Origin of the sequence: Pseudomonas sp. NBRC 111139, from assembly GCF_001753955.1 — a bacterium.
Classification (GTDB): domain Bacteria; phylum Pseudomonadota; class Gammaproteobacteria; order Pseudomonadales; family Pseudomonadaceae; genus Aquipseudomonas; species Aquipseudomonas alloputida.
In genome coordinates, this window is sequence record NZ_BCBP01000015.1 from 43336 (window position 1) to 63238 (window position 19903).

At 63.8% G+C, this 19903-nt stretch carries 18 protein-coding genes; 10 read left to right on the forward strand and 8 right to left on the reverse strand.

The genetic code is table 11. The features are described from left to right. The 5 genes from pyrR to gshB all read right to left on the reverse strand — a co-directional run bounded on the left by pyrR (position 1) and on the right by gshB (position 3678). On the reverse strand, positions 1 to 519 hold the full coding sequence (pyrR, locus tag BJQ17_RS01180) for a bifunctional pyr operon transcriptional regulator/uracil phosphoribosyltransferase PyrR (protein ID WP_003249313.1): 519 nt from the start codon (positions 517 to 519) through the stop codon (positions 1 to 3). A 49-nt stretch (positions 520 to 568) separates the two neighbouring features. Beyond that, positions 569 to 994 (reverse strand): Holliday junction resolvase RuvX, encoded by a 426-nt coding sequence (gene ruvX, locus BJQ17_RS01185; protein WP_003249316.1) that lies wholly within the window; start codon positions 992 to 994, stop codon positions 569 to 571. After that, complete coding sequence (locus BJQ17_RS01190; protein ID WP_003249318.1) at positions 994 to 1563, reverse strand: YqgE/AlgH family protein; 570 nt, start codon at positions 1561 to 1563, stop codon at positions 994 to 996. Before BJQ17_RS01190 ends, ruvX begins: the two co-directional genes overlap by 1 nt. A 164-nt stretch (positions 1564 to 1727) precedes the next feature. Further along, positions 1728 to 2633, reverse strand: a complete 906-nt coding sequence (locus tag BJQ17_RS01195) for an energy transducer TonB (RefSeq protein ID WP_003249319.1) — start codon at positions 2631 to 2633, stop codon at positions 1728 to 1730. A gap of 91 nt (positions 2634 to 2724) precedes the next feature. After that, entirely contained in the window at positions 2725 to 3678 is a 954-nt protein-coding gene (gshB, locus tag BJQ17_RS01200; RefSeq protein WP_003249322.1) for a glutathione synthase, read from the reverse strand. A gap of 238 nt (positions 3679 to 3916) precedes the next feature. On the opposite strand from gshB, the gene BJQ17_RS01205 reads away from it, so the two are divergent. The 7 genes from BJQ17_RS01205 (at position 3917) to BJQ17_RS01235 (ending at position 13531) form a co-directional block, all read left to right on the forward strand. After that, the gene (locus tag BJQ17_RS01205) at positions 3917 to 4318 is read left to right on the forward strand and encodes a PleD family two-component system response regulator (RefSeq protein ID WP_003249324.1); all 402 of its coding nucleotides are present in this window, start codon (positions 3917 to 3919) and stop codon (positions 4316 to 4318) included. Positions 4319 to 4365: 47 nt separating this feature from the next. Next, the gene (gene pilH, locus BJQ17_RS01210; protein ID WP_003249327.1) at positions 4366 to 4731 is read left to right on the forward strand and encodes a twitching motility response regulator PilH; all 366 of its coding nucleotides are present in this window, start codon (positions 4366 to 4368) and stop codon (positions 4729 to 4731) included. Continuing rightward, positions 4728 to 5282 (forward strand): chemotaxis protein CheW, encoded by a 555-nt coding sequence (locus BJQ17_RS01215; protein ID WP_003249330.1) that lies wholly within the window; start codon positions 4728 to 4730, stop codon positions 5280 to 5282. The genes pilH and BJQ17_RS01215 overlap by 4 nt, the downstream gene beginning before the upstream one ends. Before the next feature lie 47 nt (positions 5283 to 5329). Further along, positions 5330 to 7354, forward strand: a complete 2025-nt coding sequence (locus BJQ17_RS01220) for a methyl-accepting chemotaxis protein (RefSeq protein ID WP_223817433.1) — start codon at positions 5330 to 5332, stop codon at positions 7352 to 7354. 12 nt (positions 7355 to 7366) lie between these two features. Then, on the forward strand, positions 7367 to 12307 hold the full coding sequence (locus BJQ17_RS01225) for an Hpt domain-containing protein (protein WP_070095390.1): 4941 nt from the start codon (positions 7367 to 7369) through the stop codon (positions 12305 to 12307). After that, entirely contained in the window at positions 12300 to 12773 is a 474-nt protein-coding gene (locus BJQ17_RS01230) for a chemotaxis protein CheW (protein ID WP_003249336.1), read from the forward strand. The genes BJQ17_RS01225 and BJQ17_RS01230 overlap by 8 nt, the downstream gene beginning before the upstream one ends. Positions 12774 to 12913: 140 nt before the next feature. Next, a complete protein-coding gene (locus tag BJQ17_RS01235) occupies positions 12914 to 13531 on the forward strand; it encodes a hemolysin III family protein (RefSeq protein WP_003249338.1) in 618 nt (205 codons plus the stop codon). Here the strand turns inward: BJQ17_RS01235 and BJQ17_RS01240 are convergent, their stop codons facing one another. The 3 genes from BJQ17_RS01240 to BJQ17_RS01250 form a co-directional block, all read right to left on the reverse strand. Continuing rightward, a complete protein-coding gene (locus BJQ17_RS01240) occupies positions 13532 to 14251 on the reverse strand; it encodes a 16S rRNA (uracil(1498)-N(3))-methyltransferase (RefSeq protein ID WP_012053909.1) in 720 nt (239 codons plus the stop codon). A gap of 148 nt (positions 14252 to 14399) precedes the next feature. Next, entirely contained in the window at positions 14400 to 15806 is a 1407-nt protein-coding gene (locus tag BJQ17_RS01245) for an adenosylmethionine--8-amino-7-oxononanoate transaminase (protein WP_054888604.1), read from the reverse strand. A 79-nt stretch (positions 15807 to 15885) separates the two neighbouring features. Next, positions 15886 to 16377: a hypothetical protein gene (locus tag BJQ17_RS01250; RefSeq protein WP_003249344.1), complete on the reverse strand. Its 492-nt coding sequence runs from the start codon at positions 16375 to 16377 to the stop codon at positions 15886 to 15888. Between the two features lie 209 nt (positions 16378 to 16586). Here BJQ17_RS01250 and BJQ17_RS01255 point away from each other — a divergent pair, with 209 nt between their 5' ends. From BJQ17_RS01255 to BJQ17_RS01265, 3 genes are all read left to right on the forward strand, one after another. After that, positions 16587 to 18446: a flavin monoamine oxidase family protein gene (locus BJQ17_RS01255; RefSeq protein WP_070095391.1), complete on the forward strand. Its 1860-nt coding sequence runs from the start codon at positions 16587 to 16589 to the stop codon at positions 18444 to 18446. 199 nt (positions 18447 to 18645) lie between these two features. Continuing rightward, entirely contained in the window at positions 18646 to 19197 is a 552-nt protein-coding gene (locus tag BJQ17_RS01260) for a cytochrome b (RefSeq protein WP_003249347.1), read from the forward strand. 32 nt (positions 19198 to 19229) lie between these two features. Next, entirely contained in the window at positions 19230 to 19808 is a 579-nt protein-coding gene (locus BJQ17_RS01265) for a YceI family protein (RefSeq protein ID WP_003249350.1), read from the forward strand. Positions 19809 to 19903: the final 95 nt, after the last annotated feature.

Below are 19903 nucleotides of genomic sequence, written 5' to 3' on the forward strand. Positions count from 1 at the left end.
TTAAAGGGCGGAAGCGGAGGCGAGGTCCTGGCGCTCGAGGGCGAGCGGTGCGGGTCCGGTCAATTTTACCCGTTCATGGGCGCCCAGCGACAGGGTGGCGCCGAGCACGTTCGGGCGAATCGGCAGTTCGCCGGCATCCAGGTCCAGCAGGCAGACCAGGGTGACGCTGGCCGGGCGGCCGTAATCGAACAGTTCGTTGAGCGCCGCGCGGATGGTACGACCGCTCATCAGCACGTCATCCACCAGCACCAGGTGCTGGCCTTCGACTTCGAACGGCAACTCGGACGGGCGCACTTGTGGGTGCAGGCCGTTCTGGCTGAAGTCGTCGCGGTAGAACGACACGTCCAGGGTGCCCATTGGGCTGGTGTCGCCCATGGCATCCTGCAGGGCCTGGGCAACCCAGACGCCGCCGGTGCGGATACCGATGTAACGGGGCTCGGTGATTGCCCGGCGCGCCAGGTGGGCACGAAGGTCGACAGCCATCTGCCGGATCAGCTCGGCGGGATTGGGTAGGCTCATTGCGGGCTCCTTGGAAGGGTGCGCCGGGTGGACCCGGCGGCAAAGATGATCAGGTATTGGCCTCCAGCCAGCCTTGCAGCAGCAAGGCAGCGGCAATGGCATCGACCGGATTGTCGCGGTAGCTGCCACGCTGGCCGCCACGGGCCATGCGCTCGCCTTTGGCCTCGAAGGTGGTCAGGCGCTCGTCGTGCGTGTGCACGGGCAGGTTGAAGCGGCCGTTCAGGCGGCGGGCGAACTTTTCGGCGCGGGCGCTCATCTCGCTGGGCGTACCGTCCATGTTCAGCGGCAGGCCGACGACAATGGCATCTGGCTTCCATTCGGCAATCAGCTTTTCCACCTGGGCCCAGTCCGGTACGCCGTTCTGCGCCTTCAGGGTGCACAGTTCGCGGGCCTGGCCGGTAATCACCTGGCCGACGGCCACGCCGATCTGTTTGCTGCCATAGTCGAAGCCCAGCAGCAGGCGTAGTTCAGCCATCAGGCGTGGCCCGCCTGGCTGGTCAGCAGGTGCAGGTTGATCCCCAGGCTGGCGGCCGCAGCCTCAAGGCGCAGGTCGCTGGCCATGCCGAAGACGATTTCCGGGTCGAACGGGCAGTTCAGCCAGGCGTTGTCGGCCAGTTCCGCTTCCAGTTGGCCCGCTTCCCAACCGGCATAGCCCAAGGTGATCAGGCTCTGTTTCGGCCCCACACCGGCGGCGATAGCCAGCAATATGTCCTGTGACGTGGTCAGCGACAGCCCTTCCAGCGCAACGCTGGCCTGGAAACTGCACTCGCTGCTGTGCAGCACGAAGCCGCGGTCGGTTTGTACCGGGCCACCCTGGTAGATCGGCACCTGCAAGGTGCTGGCCGGCGGCGTTTCGTCCGGGCGCAGCTGCTCGAGGATGTCGGCCAGGCTCAGTTCCTGTGGTCGGTTGACCACCAGGCCCATGGCGCCATGCTCATTGTGCTCGACGATATACGTGAGGGTCTGGGCGAAGTTCGGATCGGCCATGTGCGGCATGGCGATCAGGAACTGGTGCTTGAGGTAGCTGGGTGCGAGGGTTTTCATGGGGGATAGTGTGGCGCCAGGTGGCGAGACTGACAAGGTGCGGATTTGTGTCGTCAGGTTGGCGCTTGGCTTGAGGTTTTTGGCGCTTTTGAGATCGAGCGCCGCCCGCGCGGCGCTCGATATCCGCGCTAGCACGCACCGAAAGCCCTACACCAAGGCTGAACTCAATTACTGGACAAACGGTCCCCACGGGCAAAGCGCCAGGTGCGGATGATCTCCAGCCGGTCGAACTCGGCCAGATCACCGGTAAACGGTGCAAAAGGCGCGGCCAGCCGCACGATGCGCTGCGCCGCCTGATCCAGCACGGGCTGCCCGGACGATTCCAGCACCAGCACCTCGTACAGCGAGCCATCGCGGTTGATCGACACCATCATGCGCAAATTGCCGTAGATCTGCTGTCGGCGTGCTTCATCGGGGTAGTTCAGGTTACCCACGCGCTCGACCTTCTTGCGCCACTCTTCCTTGTACCAGGCGCCCTTGTCGCGCATGGTCGACGCGGCGTTCAGGCGATGGATGCGCGGGCGCTTGGCGTACATCTGCTGTTCGTTGGACAGCTCCGCTTCCAGGCTGGCGATCTGGCTGGACAACTGCGAGCTGTCGAAGTCCGGCGTCGGTGTGGCTGGCTTGGGCTGTGCTTTGCTTTCCTTGGGTTTGGGTTCGACCTTGTGCGGCTTGGGCGCAGTAGTCACCACCGCCGACTTTTTCGGGGTAGGGGGGGGTACCACCTCGGGCCTGGCCGCAGGCGGTGGGGTGATTTTGTTGATCTTGCTGTCCTGGAACGGCGCCAGCTCGGTGGTCTTGGGCACCGCTTTCTTGTCCAGGGTGCCGCTGCCTTGCTGGTTGTCCTGGGCCTGGAAGTCAGCCTTCTCGGGCGGTTTCTCGCTCTTGAAGGTGGCCAGGGTGATGTCCATGGTGTGGCGGATCTCGGCAGGCTTGACCACGGTGAAGCCGACGCCAAGGATCAGCGCCAGGTGCACCAGCGCAGCCAGGAACAGGGTGAAGCCAAGCCGGTCCGCAGGGCGAACACGGGGAGGCAGCAGGTCGGCAGGGACGTCAGCGGGCAGCGTCATCAGGTATCCAGCAACCGCAGGGCGGGGCAGCAGCTCAGTCGAATAGGACCGGCATCATACCCCACTCTACGGCTTTACTTCGCGTTGGCTGTCAGCGTGCTTTGAGCTTGCGATCAATGGCATCCATCAGCTTGCCACCGATATCGGTGTTGTAGGCGGCATCGATCTCGCGGATACAGGTGGGGCTGGTGACGTTGATTTCGGTGAGGTAGTCGCCGATCACGTCCAGGCCAACGAACAGCAGGCCCTTCTCGCGCAGCGTCGGGCCGACCTGGGCGGCGATCCAGCGGTCGCGCTCGGTCAGTGGGCGGGCTTCGCCACGCCCGCCCGCGGCCAGGTTGCCACGGGTTTCGCCGCTGGCCGGAATGCGTGCCAGGCAATAGTCCACTGGCTCGCCATCGATCATCAGGATGCGCTTGTCGCCGTCCTTGATTGCCGGCAGGTAGGCTTGGGCCATGATCTGCTGGGTGCCCAGTGCGGTCAGGGTTTCCAGGATCACCGACAGGTTGGGGTCGCCCGCCCGGTGACGGAAGATCGACGTACCACCCATGCCATCCAGTGGCTTGAGGATCACGTCGGCATGCTTGGCGGTGAATTCGCGAAGGATGTCCGGGCGGCGGCTGACCAGGGTCGGGGTGGTGCATTGCGGGAACAGCGTGGCGAACATCTTCTCGTTGCAGTCGCGCAGGCTTTGCGGGCGGTTTACCACCAGTACGCCGTCGTTCTCGGCTTGTTCCAGCAGGTAAGTGCTATAGACGAACTCCATGTCGAAGGGCGGGTCCTTGCGCATCAGGATCACGTCCAGCTCGGCCAGCGGGCTGTCCTGCTCCTCGCCCAGTTCGAACCAGCGTGCAGGGTCGGCAAACACCGTCAGCGGGCGCATGCGGGCGCGGGCCTTGCCTTCGCCCTGGTACAGGTCTTGCTGTTCCATGTAGAACAAGCTCCAGCCGCGTGCCTGGGCGGCCAGCAGCATGGCCAGCGAGCTGTCCTTCTTGTAGGAGATGGACGCGATGGGGTCCATTACAATGCCGAGGCGAACGCTCATGGGGGGTCCTCTTGGCGGCAGGTGGCCGCGGTGGATCGAAAGAAAAGTGGCTCAGGGTGGCGCCGGGAGCGCCGCCGGTCAAGGGGCGCGGCAGATGGAATGGCCACCCGGAGTGTGCTAAAAATGCAGCTGCAAGCCTTGAGCTACAAGCCTCAAGAAAAGAGCATCCATGCGCCGAGCTGCTTTCTTGCCGCTTGCCGCTTGCAACTTGCGGCTTCAATCCTATTGGTAGGCGTCTATGGAACAACCCCTGAAGGTGATGGTGATCGACGATTCCCGCACGATCCGCCGCACCGCGCAGATGTTGCTCGGTGAAGCGGGCTGCGAGGTAATCACCGCCAGCGATGGCTTCGATGCCCTGGCCAAGATCGTCGACCATCAGCCCAGCATCATTTTTGTCGATGTGCTGATGCCACGCCTAGATGGCTACCAGACCTGCGCGGTAATCAAGCACAACAGTGCCTTCAAGGACACCCCGGTTATCCTACTGTCGTCCCGCGATGGGCTGTTCGACAAGGCCCGCGGCCGGGTGGTCGGTTCCGATCAGTTCCTGACCAAACCGTTCAGCAAGGAAGAACTGCTCGATGCGATCCGCGCCCATGTGCCCGGGTTCGCCACACCTCAACAACACGCACCCTGACCGAGCCCCGCCATGGCGCGGTCCTACTTTCCTGATGGGGAAACAGCATGGCCCGAGTTCTGATTGTCGACGACTCGCCGACAGAGATGTACAGATTGACCGAATGGCTGGAAAAGCACGGCTACCAGGTGCTCAAGGCCAGCAACGGTGCCGACGGCGTGGCCCTGGCCCGGCAGGACAAGCCCGACGCGGTGCTGATGGACATTGTCATGCCTGGCATGAACGGCTTCCAGGCCACCCGCCAGCTCAGCAAGGACCCGGACACCAGCGCTATTCCAGTGATCGTGGTAACCACCAAGGACCAGGAAACCGACCGTATCTGGGCCACGCGCCAGGGTGCCCGTGACTTCCTGACCAAACCGGTGGAAGAGGAGGCGCTGATCGCCAAGCTCAAAGAAGTGCTGGGGGCTTGACCACCCGCCCGCAAGGCGCGTCGCTGACCGCCTTTGAGTTATTGCTGGACATCGACCGGCGCTGCCGCCTGCTGGTCGCCGACCAGCCGCCGCAGGACAACCGCGTGCAGCAGTGGAGCGGCATTGGCTTTCGCATTGCCGGGCAGTGGTTCGTCGCGCCCATGGGCGAAGTGGCCGAGGTGCTGCGCGAACCGCGCAGTAGCCGCGTCCCCGGCGTGCAGCCGTGGGTGTGCGGGGTGGCCAACCTGCGTGGCCGGCTGTTGCCGGTGATGGACCTGAGCTGCTTCTTCGGCCTGGGCCACGCGGCACCGGGCAAGCAGCGGCGAGTGCTGGTGCTGGATCACGACGACCTGTTCGTCGGCTTGCTGGTCGACGAGGTGCTGGGCCTTCAGCACTTTGCCCTCGACAGCCTGCAGCTGTCGCCGCCGCAGCCTCTGATCCTTGCCGCTGCGCGCTTTGTGCAGGGGTATTTTCCGCGTGAACGTAACTGGGCGATCTTCAGCCCCTTTGCCTTGGCCCAGGCGCCAGGCTTTCTCGATGTGGCGTTATAGGACCTGCGAACGTGAACAAGCCTGCCACCCCCGTCACTGCCACCACCGTGAGCCCACGTACCCGCAGCATCGCGCAGATCACCGTGCTGTTCCTGATCCTGATCCTTTCGATCATCTTGCTGTTCGCCAACTTTGCTTACCTGAATACCCAATCCAACTACGACAAGCAGTACATCGGCCATGCCGGCGAGCTGCGCGTGCTGTCGCAGCGTATCGCCAAGAACGCCACCGAGGCGGCCACCGGCAAGGCCCTGGCTTTCAAGCTGCTGTCGGATGCACGCAATGATTTCGAACGACGCTGGGGCTACCTGCGCCAGGGTGACAAGTCCACTGGCCTGCCGCCTGCGCCACCTTCGGTGCGTGACGAGATGGAATCGGTACGCCGCGACTGGGAAAACCTGCGCAAGAACACCGACATCATCCTGGCCAGCGAGCAGACCGTGCTGTCGCTGCACCAGGTGGCAGCGACCCTGGCCGAGACCGTGCCGCAGTTGCAGGTGGAATACGAAAAAGTGGTCGAGATACTGCTGCAGAGCGGTGCCCCGGCCAATCAGGTTGCGGTGGCCCAGCGCCAGCTGTTGCTGGCCGAACGTATCCTTGGCTCGGTCAACACCGTGCTGGCCGGTGACGACAGCGCCGCCCAGGCGGCCGATGCCTTCGGCCGTGACGCCGGGCGCTTTGGCCAGGTGCTGGAGGGCATGCTCAATGGCAATGCGACAATCCAGATAACCCGCGTCGAGGACGCCGACGCGCGTGCGCGGCTGGCCGAAATCGCCGAGTTGTTCCAGTTCGTTGCCGGTTCGGTGGATGAAATCCTCGAAACCTCGCCCGAACTGTTCCGTGTGCGGGAGGCTGCGGGCAACATCTTCAGCCTTTCGCAAACCCTGCTCGACGAAGCGTCGCACCTGGCGAACGGTTTCGAGAACCTGGCTGGCGGGCGCACCCTCGACACCGTTGGCGGCTATGCCCTGGGGCTGCTGGCGCTGGCCTCGATCATCCTCATCGGCCTGGTCATGGTGCGCACCACCAACCGCCAACTGCGCGAGACCGCAGAAAAGAACGAACGCAACCAGCAGGCCATCATGCGCCTGCTCGACGAAATCGAAGAGCTGGCAGATGGCGACCTGACGGTGACCGTATCGGTGACTGAAGATTTTACCGGCGCCATTGCCGACTCGATCAACTATTCCGTGGACCAGTTGCGCGACCTGGTCGCCACCATCAACCACAGTGCAATGCAGGTCGCTGCCGCCGTGCAGGACACGCAGAACACTGCGCGGCAGCTGGCCAAGGCCTCCGAGCACCAGGCTGCACAGATCAGCGAGGCGTCCGAGGCGGTGGGCGACATGGTCGAGTCGATCGATCGGGTTTCGGCGCATGCTTACGAATCGGCCAAGGTGGCCGAGCGTTCGGTGGCTATCGCCAACAAGGGCAACGAGGTGGTGCACAACACCATCAACGGCATGGACAACATTCGCGAGCAGATCCAGGACACCGCCAAGCGGATCAAGCGTCTGGGCGAGTCCTCCCAGGAAATCGGCGACATCGTCAGCCTGATCGACGACATTGCCGACCAGACCAACATTCTTGCCCTGAACGCCGCTATCCAGGCCTCGCTGGCCGGTGAGGCCGGCCGCGGATTTGCCGTGGTTGCCGACGAGGTGCAGCGCCTGGCTGAGCGCTCATCGTCTGCCACCCGCCAGATCGAGGCGCTGGTGCGTACCATCCAGGCCGATACCAACGAAGCGGTGATCTCCATGGAGCAGACCACCGCCGAAGTGGTGCGTGGTGCACGCCTGGCCCAGGATGCCGGGGTGGCGCTGGCTGAGATCGAAGGGGTATCGCAGAACCTCGCCGACCTTATCCACAGCATCTCCGACGCTGCCCAGTTGCAGACCTCGTCGGCCGGGCAGATCTCCCACACCATGGCGGTGATCCAGCAGATTACCGCGCAAACCTCTGCCGGCTCCGGTGCCACCGCCGACAGCATCCGCCACTTGGCCCGCATGGCCAGCGAGATGCGCCGTTCGGTGTCCGGTTTCACCCTGCCACCACCGACCGAGCCGCGTTAAGGAATAGTGACCATGGCTTCTGCAGTAAGCCCCGAGCGTCACGAAACAGTGGCGCTGGCCTGGACCAAGGCCGCCATCCTCGATTGCCTGGGCCAGGCACGGCAGGCGCTGGAGCGCTTTGCCGGCGAGACGGGTGACCTGTCGATGATGGCTTTTGTGGTCGATAACCTGCACCAGGTGCACGGCTGCCTGCGCATGCTCGAACTGCGCGGCGCCACGCGCCTGGCCGAGGAGCTGGAGCTGTTCGCCAAGGCATTGGCCGACGGCCAGGTCAGCCCCCGGGGTGATTGCCTGGGCGCATTGTTCCGCGGCCTGGAGCAGTTGCCCTCGTACCTGGAGCGGTTGCGCGGTGCCCGCCACGACCTGCCACTGGTCATGCTGCCGTTGCTCAACCAGCTGCGTGCCTGCCGTGGGGAGGAACCGCTGGCCCAGGCCAGCCTGATGACCGGTGCCGCCCAACGCTTTGCGGGTGACGATGACCTTGCCAACCTCGACCTGTCGCTGGGCAACTGGCGTGACCAGCTGCAGGCCGGGTCAGGGCGCGATGCGCTGCGTTCGGTGGTGACTGCACTGTGCGACGACTTGATGCGCATCAAGGAGCGCCTGGACCAGTACGGCCGCGGCGACCGTCAGCACAGCGAGCAGCTCGATGCGCTGCTGGCACCGTTGCGCCACGTGGCTGATACCCTGGCGGTACTGGGCTTTCAGCAACCGCGGCGGGTGATCATCGACCAGGTGTTGGCGTTGCAGGCATTGGCTCAGGGCGAGCGGGCGGTGGACGACGCGGTGTTGATGGACGTGGCGGGGGCCCTGCTGTACGTGGAGGCCTCCCTGAACGGCATGGTCGGCCCTTTGGAGGAAAGCGGCCAAGGCAGCCTGCCAGGCTCGGACCTGGCGGAGATACGCCAGCTGGTGCTGCATGAAGCGCTGAACGTGTTGCAGCAGGCCAAGGATCTGATCGGCGATTACCTGGAGTCCGACTGGCCCCGGCAACGCCTGCAACCCTTGCCGGGGCTGTTGCAGCAGATCCGCGGGGCACTGGCCATGTTGATGCTGCCCGCCGTGGCCGAGCTGTTTGTCGGCTGCGCAAGCTATGTGCAGCGTTGGTTGCAGCACCTGGAGGAAGAGCCGCCGGTTGATGAGCTGACGCACTTGGCTGAGGCGCTGAGCGCTGCCGAATGCTACCTGCAATGGCGGGCGGCCGACCCGCTGGCCGATGGCCAACCCTTTATCGAGATGGCGCGGGCCAGCTTGGCGGCGCTGGGTGTGCAGTGCGCGGTAGTTGGGGCCAGCGCAGACCTGGACGGCAGTGGCGACGGCATCGATGACGAGCTTCGCGAGGTGTTCCTTGATGAAGCGGGCGAGCTGCTGCCGGAAATCGAGCGCCACTGGCTACGCTGGCGTGTCGACAACCAGCAGCGCGAGGCGCTGGGCGAAGTGCGTCGCGCGCTGCATACACTCAAAGGCAGTGGCCGCATGGTGCATGCCGAGGCGGTGGCTGAACTGGCCTGGGGCGCCGAACACCTGCTGAACCGGGTGCTCGAGGGCCGCAGCGTGCTCACCCCGGAAGGGGTTGTAGCGCTGCAGCAGGTGTTCGTTCACCTGCCTGACTTGCTGGCCGACTTTGCCGCCGGCCAGTTGCCGCAACTGACTGAAATCGAGCAATTGGCCGGGCACCTGCACAGCCTGGCCGAAAACGATGCCCCGGCGGCTGCCGGTGTCGATGGCCTCGATCCGCAGTTGCTGGGCATTTTTCGTACCGAGGCGCAGGGCCATCTGGCCAGCCTTGAGGTTTATCTGCAAAGCGCCGGCGGCCACGACACGCCGGTCAGTGATGACTTGCAGCGTGCCTTGCACACGCTCAAAGGCAGTGCCGCCATGGCCGGTGTGATGCCTGTCGCCGAACTGGCCACCGCCTTCGACCGCCTGGCCCGTGAATACAAGGGTCATCAACTGCCACTGCAAATGGCCGAGATGGAGTGGCTGGAAGCTGCGCGGTCGTTGTTCCATCTGGGCTTGGCGCAACTCGATAGCACACCGCTGGCCGCCATTCCCGGCGCCGCGGAACTGATCGAGCAGGTGGGCCAGGCCGTGGACGGCCGCCTGGCCAGTCTGCATGAAGACTCGCACCCTGCCGGCCGCAGCAAGCGTGATCCGCAGTTGGTCGCCAGCTTCCTGGCGCAGGCCATGGACATTCTGCTCGATGCAGAGACGTTGTTGTCGCGCTGGCAGCAACAGCCCGCCCAGCGTGACGCACTGGATAACCTGCTCGACCAGATGACCACCTTGGGGCACGCCGCGCACCTGGCCGACCTGTGGCAGATGGATGAGGTGTGCGAGGCGTTGCTGGACCTGTATGGCGCGGTGGAGGAGGGCAGCCTGCCTGCCGATTCCCGCTTCTTCAGCCAGGCGCAGCGGGCCCATGAGGCCTTGCTGGACATGCTGGACGAAGTGGCGGCCGGGCAGGATATTCCACCGCGCCCGGAGCTGGTCGACAGCCTGCGCAACCTGCTGGACCAGGCCCTGGCGCCGGATGCCACCGGCCTGGTGGGCATCGATACGGTCACACCGCTGCACCCGGACATGGACCTGGCCGATACCTTGGGGCTGCCGCACCCGCCGTTGCAGCCGCAGGTGGCAGAGCCGCTTGCCGAGGCGCCGGAAAGCCCCGGCGAAGAGCTGCTGGAAGTGTTCCTGGAAGAAAGCTCGGACATCGTCGAGAGCGCCGCGGCGGCGCTGGCGCGCTGGCAGGCCGACCCGCGCAGCAGCGTCGAGGTGGACAACCTGATGCGCGACCTGCACACCCTCAAAGGCGTGGCGCGCATGGTCGAAATCACCCCGATCGGCGATCTGGCCCACGAACTGGAGTTCCTCTACGAGCTGTTGGCTGCGGGTAGATTGCCGCCAAGCGCGCCACTGTTCGCACTGCTGCAGAACTGCCACGACCGGCTGGCGCATATGCTTGACGCTGTGCGCCTGGGGCAGCCGCTGCATGCCGCCACGGCGCTGATCGACTACATTCGCAACTTCAGCAGCGCCGCACTGACAGACACTGCCGCAGGCCAGGGGCCGCCAGAAGCTGCAACCGCCGAAGTTCCGGCAGCAGCACCAGAGCGGGCACCGGGTGACATGGTCAAGGTCGACGCCGAGCTGCTCGACGACCTGGGTAACCTGGCCGGCGAGCACTCGATCATCCGGGGGCGCATCGAGCAGCAGGTCAACGACGCGCAGTTCGCCCTCAACGAGATGGAAACCACACTCGAGCGCATGCGTGATCAGTTGCTGCGTCTGGATGTCGAGACCCAGGGGCGAATCTCCAGCCGGCAGCAGTTCGAAGGCGATGCCTATGACGACTTTGACCCGCTGGAAATGGACCGCCACTCCCAGCTGCAGCAGCTGTCACGGGCCCTCTTCGAGTCTGCCTCGGACCTGCTGGACCTGAAGGAAACCCTGGCTCAGCGTGCTCAGGAGGCCTACAGCCTGCTGCAACAGCAGGCGCGGGTGAACAGCCAGTTGCAGGAGGGCCTGACTGCCACCCTGATGGTGCCGTTCGAGCGCCTGGTGCCGCGCTTGCAGCGCGTGGTGCGGCAGGTGGCCAGCGAGCTGGGCAAGCAGGTGGAACTGGTGGTTGGCAATGCCGAGGGCGAACTGGACCGCAGCGTGCTGGAACGTATGGTGGCGCCGCTGGAGCATATGCTGCGCAACGCCGTTGACCACGGCCTGGAAAGCCGCGCAATGCGCCTGGCCGCCGGCAAGCCGGAGCAGGGCACCATTCACCTGAATTTGCTGCATGAGGGCGCCGATATCGTCATCGAAATGACGGATGATGGTGCTGGCGTGCCACTGGAAGCGGTGCGGCGCAAGGCCATCAAGCGCGGCCTATTGGACCCGCAGGCGCAGTTGAGTGACCACGAAATCCTGCAGTTCATCCTGCGGCCAGGCTTTTCCACCGCCGAAAAGATTACCCAGATTTCCGGGCGCGGGCTGGGCATGGATGTGGTGCACGAGGAGGTCAAGCAACTGGGTGGCTCGATGAGTATCGAGTCGGCGCCGGGCAAGGGGGCGCGTTTCCTGATCCGCCTGCCGTTCACCGTGTCGATCAACCGTGCGCTGATGGTGCACCTGGGCGAAGAGCAATACGCCATTCCGCTCAATACCATCGAGGGCATCGTCCGCGTCCCACCTGCCGAGCTTGCGGCGTGCTACCAGCTGGACTCGCCGCGCTATGTCTATGCCGGCCACGAATACGAGCTGCGCTACCTGGGCGAGTTGCTGCAAGGCCTGCCGCGCCCGGCGCTGCTGGGGCAAAGTGTGCCGTTGCCGGTGCTGCTGGTGCATTCCAAGGAGCAGTCGTTCGCCATCCAGGCCGACAACCTGTCGCCCAGCCGTGAGATCGTGGTGAAAAGCCTGGGGCCGCAGTTTGCCGCGGTTGCCGGGTTATCGGGGGCGACACTGCTGGGCGATGGCCGGGTGGTACTGATTCTTGACCTGCTGGGCCAGCTGCGCGGCCAGCAGCGACGGCTGGCCCGCCTGCCCGGAGGCGGTAGCCAACGCCAGTTGCTTGGCCCGGCACCGCGCCGTGCCTTGCTGGTGATGGTGGTGGACGATTCGGTAACCGTACGCAAGGTTACCAGCCGCCTGCTGGAGCGCCACGGCATGAGCGTGCTCACGGCCAAGGATGGCGTCGATGCCATGGCCCTGCTGGAAGAGCACCGGCCCGACGTGTTGTTGCTGGACATCGAAATGCCGCGCATGGACGGCTTCGAGGTGGCCACACGCATCCGCCGTGACGCACGGTTGAAAGACTTGCCGATCATCATGATCACCTCGCGTACCGGGCAGAAGCACCGGGACCGCGCCATGGCCATCGGCGTCAACGAATACCTGGGCAAGCCGTACCAGGAGTCGCTGCTGTTGCAGAGCATCGCCCATTGGAGCCAGGCCCATGCTTGAACTGATTTCCGGCCAGCGCAGCAGCCTGACCGGGCTGTTGCTACCGTTGGGTGACCGCACGCTGGTGTTGCCCAACGTGGCGGTGGCCGAGTTGAGCGGGCAGCGTAACCTGGTGTGCCAGCATGGCGACCCCGCCTGGCACCTGGGGTGGATTGACTGGCGTCAGCAACGCCTGCCGTTGATCGGTTTCGAGGCCGCGTGCGGTGGTGAGACGCCGTGCGGGGAGCGGGCTCGCGTGGTGGTGCTCAATGCTTTGGGCGATACCGGCTTGCGGTACCTGGCGCTGTTGCTGCAGGACATTCCGCGCTCGTGCAAGCTCGACAGCCAGCTGAACTACGTGGATGTGGCGCTGGGCAGGTTGGAGCTGGCGGCGGTGCAGGTGGGTGAGCAGGTGGCGCGGGTACCGGACCTGGTCGCCTTGGAAAGGCTGGTGCGTGACGCGGATCTGCAACCTGACCTTGGTTAGGATGTGAGGCGCAGGGCCTCTTCGCGGGTAAACCCGCTCCTACAATGGCTGCGCGCTCAGTTGTAGGAGCGGGTTTACCCGCGAAGGGGTCATCAACATCACAACAGGAACCCAGCCCACCTCAGGAGGTCTGTGTTTGCATGTATTACGGTGAACGCTTCAACGCCTGGACCCACCTGGTCGGTGCCGTCCTCGCTGCTATTGGTGCCATCTGGCTGATCGTGGTCGCGGGCCTGCAAGGCGACCCGTGGAAGATCGTCAGCTTCTCCATCTACGGCGGCACGCTGCTGTTGCTGTACAGCATCTCAACCCTGTACCACAGCACCCGTGGGCGGGCGAAAGTGATCATGCGCAAGCTCGACCACCTGTCGATCTATCTGCTGATTGCCGGCAGCTACACGCCGTTTTGCCTGGTCAGCCTGCGCGGCCCTTGGGGATGGAGCCTGTTCGGCGTGGTCTGGGGGCTGGCGATCATCGGCATGTTGCAAGAGATCAAGCCGCGCTCCGAGGCGCGTATCCTGTCGATCATCATCTACGCAGTGATGGGCTGGATCGTGCTGGTTGCAGTCAAACCACTGCTGAACTCGCTGGGCACTGCCGGCTTCGCTTGGCTGGCTGCCGGCGGCGTGTTCTACACCGTCGGCATCATTTTCTTCGCCTTCGACAGCCGTTTCCGCCATTGGCATGGCATCTGGCACCTGTTCGTGATCGCTGGCAGCCTGATGCACTTCGTGGCGGTGTCGTTCTACGTGCGCTAGTTAAAAATCGCCCCACAACTGCTGTGCCACCGACAGCGCCACCACCGGCGCGGTCTCGGTGCGCAGCACGCGCGGGCCAAGGCGTGCTGCGTGGAAGCCGGCGGCTTTGGCCTGCTCGACTTCGGCCTCGCTAAGGCCGCCTTCGGGGCCGATCACGAAGGCCAGTGTTGCGGGCTTTTCATGGCTGGTGAGCGGCTCGGCCACCGGGTGCAGGACCAGCTTCAGGTCAGCCTTGGTGCTGCTCAACCATTCCGCCAGGGGCACGGGTGGGTGAATGACTGGCAAGGTAGAACGCCCGCATTGTTCACAGGCGCTGATCGCCACTTGGCGCCAGTGGGCCAGGCGCTTGTCGGCGCGTTCGTCTTTCAGGCGCACTTCGCAGCGTTCGCTGACGATCGGGGTGATTTCGTTGGCGCCAAGTTCGGTTGCCTTCTGGATCGCCCAGTCCATGCGCTCGCCACGGGAGAGGCCCTGGCCCAGGTGCACATGCAGCGGTGAATCGGCCTGGCCGGCAAAGGCCTGGTCAAGGCTGACGCGGACAGTTTTCTTGCCCACCTCGAGCAACTGACCACGGTATTCCTGGCCGCTGCCATCGAACAGCTGCACGGCGTCGCCGGGGGCCATGCGCAGCACGCGGCCAATGTAATGGGCCTGGGCCTCGGGCAGGTCGTGCTCGCCAAGGCTCAGGGGGGCGTCGATGAAGAAGCGGGACAGTCTCATGGGTTTGCTCGGTAAATAGAGAGACGCAGATCCCCTGTGGGAGCGGGCGTGCCCGCGAATCAGGCGCCGCGGTGCCTGGCAAGGGCTTCGCCCTTGTTCGCGGGCTCGCCCGCTCCCACAGGAAAAGTGGTATGGCGAATTGCCGGGCCTAGCCCGGGTCGCGGAAGTCGGGGTGGAAGTTGGCCGGCACTGCGACACTGACGCCGTCGCGGGTGGCGATATCGATGCCTTCGCTGGCCACTTCGGCAAGGAAGTCGATCTGCTCGGGGGTGATCACGTACGGCGGCAGGAAGTACACCACGCTGCCCAGCGGTCGCAGCAGGGCGCCGCGGGTCAGGGCGTGCTCGAACACCTTCAGGCCACGGCGCTCCTGCCAGGGGTAGGCCACCTTGCCTGCCTTGTCTTGAACCATTTCGATGGCCAGGGCCATGCCAGTCTGGCGTATTTCGGCAACATGAGCATGATCGGCCAAATGTGCAGTGGCTGTGGCCATGCGCGTGGCCAGGGCCTTGTTGGCCTCGATCACGTTGTCCTGCTCGAAGATATCCAGGGTCGCCAGCGCTGCAGCGCACGCCAGCGGGTTGCCGGTGTAGCTGTGCGAGTGCAGGAACGCGCGCAGTGTGGGGTAGTCGTCGTAGAACGCCTGGTACACCTTGTCGGTGGTCAGGCAGGCGGCCAGCGGCAGGTAGCCGCCGGTCAGGGCCTTGGACAGGCACAGGAAATCCGGGCGGATGCCGGCTTGCTCGCAGGCGAACATCGTGCCGGTGCGGCCGAAGCCCACGGCGATCTCGTCATGGATCAGATGCACGTCGTAGCGGTCGCAGGCCTCGCGCAACAACTTGAGGTACACCGGGTGGTACATGCGCATGCCACCGGCACCCTGTATCAGCGGCTCGACGATCACGGCGCTGATCGAGGCGTGGTGTTCGGCCAGGGTCTGCTCCATGGCCTGGAACATGTTGCGCGAGTGCTCTTCCCAGCTCATGCCCTCGGGGCGCAGGTAGCAGTCAGGGCTTGGCACCTTGAGGGTGTCGAGCAGCAGCGCCTTGTAGGTTTCGGTGAACAGCGGCACATCACCCACCGACATGGCGGCAATGGTTTCGCCGTGATAGCTGTTGGTCAGGGTGACGAAGCGCTTCTTGTCCGGTTTGCCGATGTTCTGCCAGTAGTGGAAGCTCATCTTCAGCGCCACCTCGATGCACGACGAGCCATTGTCGGCATAGAACACCCGGTCGAGACCGGCCGGGGTCATGGCGACCAGGCGCTCGGACAGCTCGATCACTGGCTGATGACTGAAACCGGCCAGGATCACGTGCTCGAGCTGGTCGACCTGGTCCTTGATGCGTTGGTTGATGCGCGGGTTGGCATGGCCGAAGACGTTGACCCACCAACTGCTCACCGCATCCAGATAGCGTTTGCCCTCGAAGTCTTCCAGCCACACGCCTTCGCCGCGCTTGATCGGGATCAGCGGCAGCTGCTCGTGGTCTTTCATCTGGGTACAGGGGTGCCACAGGACCTTGAGGTCGCGTTGCATCCACTGATCATTGAGGCCCATGGGCACTTCTCCTGGCTTTGCGGCGTGGTTCGACCGCGTAAGCCTAAGCAATGCCGCAGGGCAGGACAACCGCTGCCGTTCAATGGCGGTGGGTGCCGGTCCATTCCAGCTTGCGGATATGCACGGTGCCGGCGTGCGAGGTGGAGATGGTCAGGCGCCGAAAGGGGCCGTCAATCACCTGGTAGTAGGGGTGTGTAGCGATCGGGCCCGGGCGAGCGTCCCGGAAGCCGCTACCTTCGAGGGTGAGCCAGTAAAAAATGCGAGGGGATGGCGCAACCAGGTCATAGTCGATGTTCTCGGCATCGAACAACATGTGCAGGTCTTCGCTCAGAAAGTCGCTGACTACGTAGTATTCCAGCCGCAGGGACTCGACCTCTTGAGCGAACGCAATCGAAATTTCGCTGTGTTCACCAATGACCAGCTCGGTACCGTCCTCGCCCTTGAAGGCTTCGTGAAAGCCGATCCAGGACGTGCTGCTGGCGTGGAAGCTCAGGCCTGAGGCTGTGCGAAGTGTCTGCCTGTGTAACAGAAGCTGCCGCTCCACTTGGTTGAAACGCTCCTCGAAGATCATGCGCAGCCCCCCCTGGCGGGCTTTTGGCCATCTTCGCCAGCTTCGCCTACCACCCTGTGACGTGGCTACTGGCAAAAATGTCAGTTGCCAAAAGGACTTGATGTCACTGCGCTGGCAGGGTGACCGGACCTGACGTATTCTTAACGCATCTTCCCGGGGCATTCCTGCCTCTCCCCGTTTCTGTAACCTCTGACTCGGAGTTCGCCGACATGGCTGCTGCTTGGGTGCGCCTGTGCGCGTTGGTATTGATTGGTGTGTCCAGCGGCGCTGCGCTGGCAAAAGACAAGACGCCCACGGCGATTGTCGTGGGGGGGGGCCTGGCAGGCCTGACGGCAGCCTACGAGCTGCAGAACAAAGGCTGGCAGGTGACCCTGCTGGAGGCCAAGGCGGGCATGGGCGGGCGTTCGGGCCTGGCCACCAGCGAGTGGATCGGCAACGCCAAGGCACAGCCGGTGCTCAACCAGTACCTCGACCGTTTCAAGCTTGAAACACTGCCGGCGCCCGAGTTCGTGCGTACCCCGGGTTACTTGATTGACGGCGAATACTTCAGCGCCAGCGACCTGGCCACTAAGCAACCGGCCACTGCTGAGGCGCTCAAGCGTTACGAGAAAACCCTTGATGACCTGGCCCGTTCGATCGATGACCCGCTGAACCCGCAGGCAACCAGCACGCTGTTCGCCCTTGACCAGATCAACGTCTCCACCTGGCTGGACAAACTGCAACTGCCGGCCACCGCCCGTCAGTTGATCAATCAGCAGATCCGCACCCGCTACGATGAACCGTCGCGCCTGTCGCTGCTGTACTTCGCCCAGCAGAACCGCGTGTACCGCGGCGTCAGCGACCGCGACCTGCGCGCCGCGCGCCTGCCCGGTGGCAGCCCGGTGCTGGCCCAGGCTTTCGTCAAGCAGTTGAAAACCATCAAGACCAGCTCGCCGGTTACCGCCATTGTCCAGGACAAGGATGGTGTCACGGTAAAAGTCGGCAGCGTCGGCTACAAGGCGGATTATCTGGTCATGGCTGTGCCCCTGCGCGCGCTGGCCAAGATTCAGATGACCCCTGGCCTGGATAGCCAACACCTGGCGGCGCTCAAGGGCACCAACTATGGTTGGCGCGACCAGATCATGCTCAAGTTCAAGAAACCCGTATGGGAAAGCCGCGCACGCATGTCGGGCGAAATCTTCAGTAACGCCGGCCTCGGCATGCTGTGGGTCGAACCGGCGCTCAAGGGTGGTGCCAATGTGGTGATCAACCTGTCCGGCGATAACGCTCGCCTGCTGCAGGCGTTTGGTGAAAAGCAGATGGTCGACCAGGTGTTGATCCGTCTGCATGCGTTCTACCCACAGGCCCGTGGTGCTTTCACCGGTTACGAGGTCAAGCGATACAGCGCGGACGCTGGCACGGGTGGTGCCTACCTGGCCTACGGTCCGGGGCAGATCAGCAAATACTGGCGCCTGTGGGAACGTCCGGTGCAGCGCATTACCTTTGCCGGTGAGCACACGGATGCCCTGTATCCGGGCACTCTGGAAGGCGCCCTGCGCAGTGGCCAGCGTGCGGCCAGCCAGGCACAGGACCTGTTGGCCGGCAAGTCGTTCGACCCGGCCAAGGCGCTGCCGGTTGCGGCGGCGGCAGGTGCGGTGGCCGCCAAGGAGAGCAAGGGCGGATTCTTCTCCAATATGTTCGGCGGTTCGTCCGACAAGGGCGACAAAGCTGACAAGGCGCCGGCCAAAGCTGAGCCTAAGCAGGCCGAAGAGGCCAAGCAGGACAAGCCAGGCTTCTTCAAGCGCCTGTTTGGCGGGGCGGAAACGCCAGAGGTGAAGGCTGAGCCAATAGCCAAGGCTGAGGAAGTGGCGCCTGCACCTGCGCCCGCTCCACAGGCGGCTCCGGCTCCTGCCGCGCCTGCGCCTGTAGCCAAGGAAGCGGCCGCCAAGCCTGCGGCAACCAAAGCCGCTCCCGCCAAGCATGCGCCCGCGCACAAGCCAGCCCACAAGCCTGCCGAGACGAAGAAGGCGACAGCCAAGTCGGAGCCTGCGAAGAAGGCTGTAACCAATACCCAGGCCAAGGCGGGCTGATCGATCGACAGTGTCGGCCTGTTCGCAGCCTAAGGGCCGACACTGCAACCCCAACTCTCCGACTATCGTTAATGTTTTCTTAATGGTCAGCTAACAGAATAAATATCGGATTCCTCGATAATCCAAAGCAATTTTTTCCGCTTTTCTTCGATACGTTACGCGTTAGTCTGTGCATAGCTTTCACGGGGAAACACGCAACATGCAACTGCGCAATTCACCTTCTCGCTACGGCGTGGTCAGCATCATCCTGCACTGGGGCGTAGCACTCGCAGTCTTCGGCCTGTTCGGCCTGGGTCTGTGGATGGTCGGCCTCGACTACTACAGCCCATGGCGCAAAGCTGGCCCGGACCTGCACAAGAGCATCGGCCTGGTGCTGCTGGCGGTGATGCTGCTGCGGGTAGTCTGGCGTTTCATCAGCCCGCCACCACCGGCACCCACCAACCACGGCGCAATCACACGCCTGGCGGCCAAGCTGGGCCACCTGGCCCTGTACCTTGGTCTGTTTGCGGTGATGGCTGCCGGTTACCTGATTTCCACCGCCGACGGCGTCGGCATTCCGGTGTTCGGCCTGTTCGAAGTGCCGGCACTGATCAGCGACCTGCCTGACCAGGCAGATGTGGCGGGTGTGGTTCATTTGTGGCTGGCTTGGGGGCTGGTGATTTTTGCCGTGCTGCATGCCCTTGCCGCGCTCAAGCATCATTTCATCGACCGTGACGCGACCCTGACTCGCATGCTGGGCCGCAAAGCTTGACTCTCAACCTCAATTACACAGGAAGGAACAGGATGTTGAAAAAGACTTTTGCCGCTCTGGCGCTCGGTACCGCTCTGCTCTCTGCTGGCCAGGCCATGGCTGCCGAGTACAAGATCGACAAGGAAGGCCAGCACGCGTTCGTTGACTGGAAAATCAGCCACCTGGGCTACAGCTTCATCCACGGTACTTTCAAGGATTTCGACGGCAACTTCAGCTGGGACAGTGCCAAGCCTGAAGCCAGCAAGATTAGCGTCGACTTGAAAACTGCCAGCCTGTGGTCGAACCACGCCGAGCGTGACAAGCACATCGCCAGCGCCGACTTCCTCGACGTGAAGAAGTACCCGGACGCCAAATTCGTCTCCACCAGCGTCAAGTCGACTGGCGACAAGACGGCTGACGTGACCGGCGACCTGACCATGCACGGTGTCACCAAACCGGTGACGTTCAAGGCTACCTTCAACGGTGAAGGCAAGGACCCATGGGGTGGCGAGCGCGCTGGCTTCAACGCCACCACCACGCTGAACCTGAACGACTTCGGCATCAAAGGCCCAGGTGCTACTTCGCAGACCCTGGACCTGGATATCAGTGTCGAAGGTGTGAAGCAGAAGTAATTTCTGCCAGCTGAAAACCGAGGGGGCCGCTTTGCGGCCCTATCACGACACAAGGCCGCTCCTGCAGAGATCAAGAAATTCTCTGCAGGAGCGGC

Excerpts from the sequence above, each read along its gene's own strand:
- BJQ17_RS01245 (WP_054888604.1), bottom strand. The coding sequence starts at position 15,806 with ATGGGCCTCAATGATCAGTGGATGCAACGCGACCTCAAGGTCCTGTGG.
- BJQ17_RS01225 (WP_070095390.1), top strand. The coding sequence starts at position 7,367 with ATGGCTTCTGCAGTAAGCCCCGAGCGTCACGAAACAGTGGCGCTGGCC.
- BJQ17_RS01240 (WP_012053909.1), bottom strand. The coding sequence starts at position 14,251 with ATGAGACTGTCCCGCTTCTTCATCGACGCCCCCCTGAGCCTTGGCGAG.
- pilH (WP_003249327.1), top strand. The coding sequence starts at position 4,366 with ATGGCCCGAGTTCTGATTGTCGACGACTCGCCGACAGAGATGTACAGA.
- BJQ17_RS01190 (WP_003249318.1), bottom strand. The coding sequence starts at position 1,563 with ATGAAAACCCTCGCACCCAGCTACCTCAAGCACCAGTTCCTGATCGCC.
- BJQ17_RS01260 (WP_003249347.1), top strand. The coding sequence starts at position 18,646 with ATGCAACTGCGCAATTCACCTTCTCGCTACGGCGTGGTCAGCATCATC.
- gshB (WP_003249322.1), bottom strand. The coding sequence starts at position 3,678 with ATGAGCGTTCGCCTCGGCATTGTAATGGACCCCATCGCGTCCATCTCC.
- BJQ17_RS01230 (WP_003249336.1), top strand. The coding sequence starts at position 12,300 with ATGCTTGAACTGATTTCCGGCCAGCGCAGCAGCCTGACCGGGCTGTTG.
- pyrR (WP_003249313.1), bottom strand. The coding sequence starts at position 519 with ATGAGCCTACCCAATCCCGCCGAGCTGATCCGGCAGATGGCTGTCGAC.
- BJQ17_RS01205 (WP_003249324.1), top strand. The coding sequence starts at position 3,917 with ATGGAACAACCCCTGAAGGTGATGGTGATCGACGATTCCCGCACGATC.
- BJQ17_RS01195 (WP_003249319.1), bottom strand. The coding sequence starts at position 2,633 with ATGACGCTGCCCGCTGACGTCCCTGCCGACCTGCTGCCTCCCCGTGTT.
- ruvX (WP_003249316.1), bottom strand. The coding sequence starts at position 994 with ATGGCTGAACTACGCCTGCTGCTGGGCTTCGACTATGGCAGCAAACAG.
- BJQ17_RS01235 (WP_003249338.1), top strand. The coding sequence starts at position 12,914 with ATGTATTACGGTGAACGCTTCAACGCCTGGACCCACCTGGTCGGTGCC.
- BJQ17_RS01250 (WP_003249344.1), bottom strand. The coding sequence starts at position 16,377 with ATGATCTTCGAGGAGCGTTTCAACCAAGTGGAGCGGCAGCTTCTGTTA.
- BJQ17_RS01265 (WP_003249350.1), top strand. The coding sequence starts at position 19,230 with ATGTTGAAAAAGACTTTTGCCGCTCTGGCGCTCGGTACCGCTCTGCTC.
- BJQ17_RS01255 (WP_070095391.1), top strand. The coding sequence starts at position 16,587 with ATGGCTGCTGCTTGGGTGCGCCTGTGCGCGTTGGTATTGATTGGTGTG.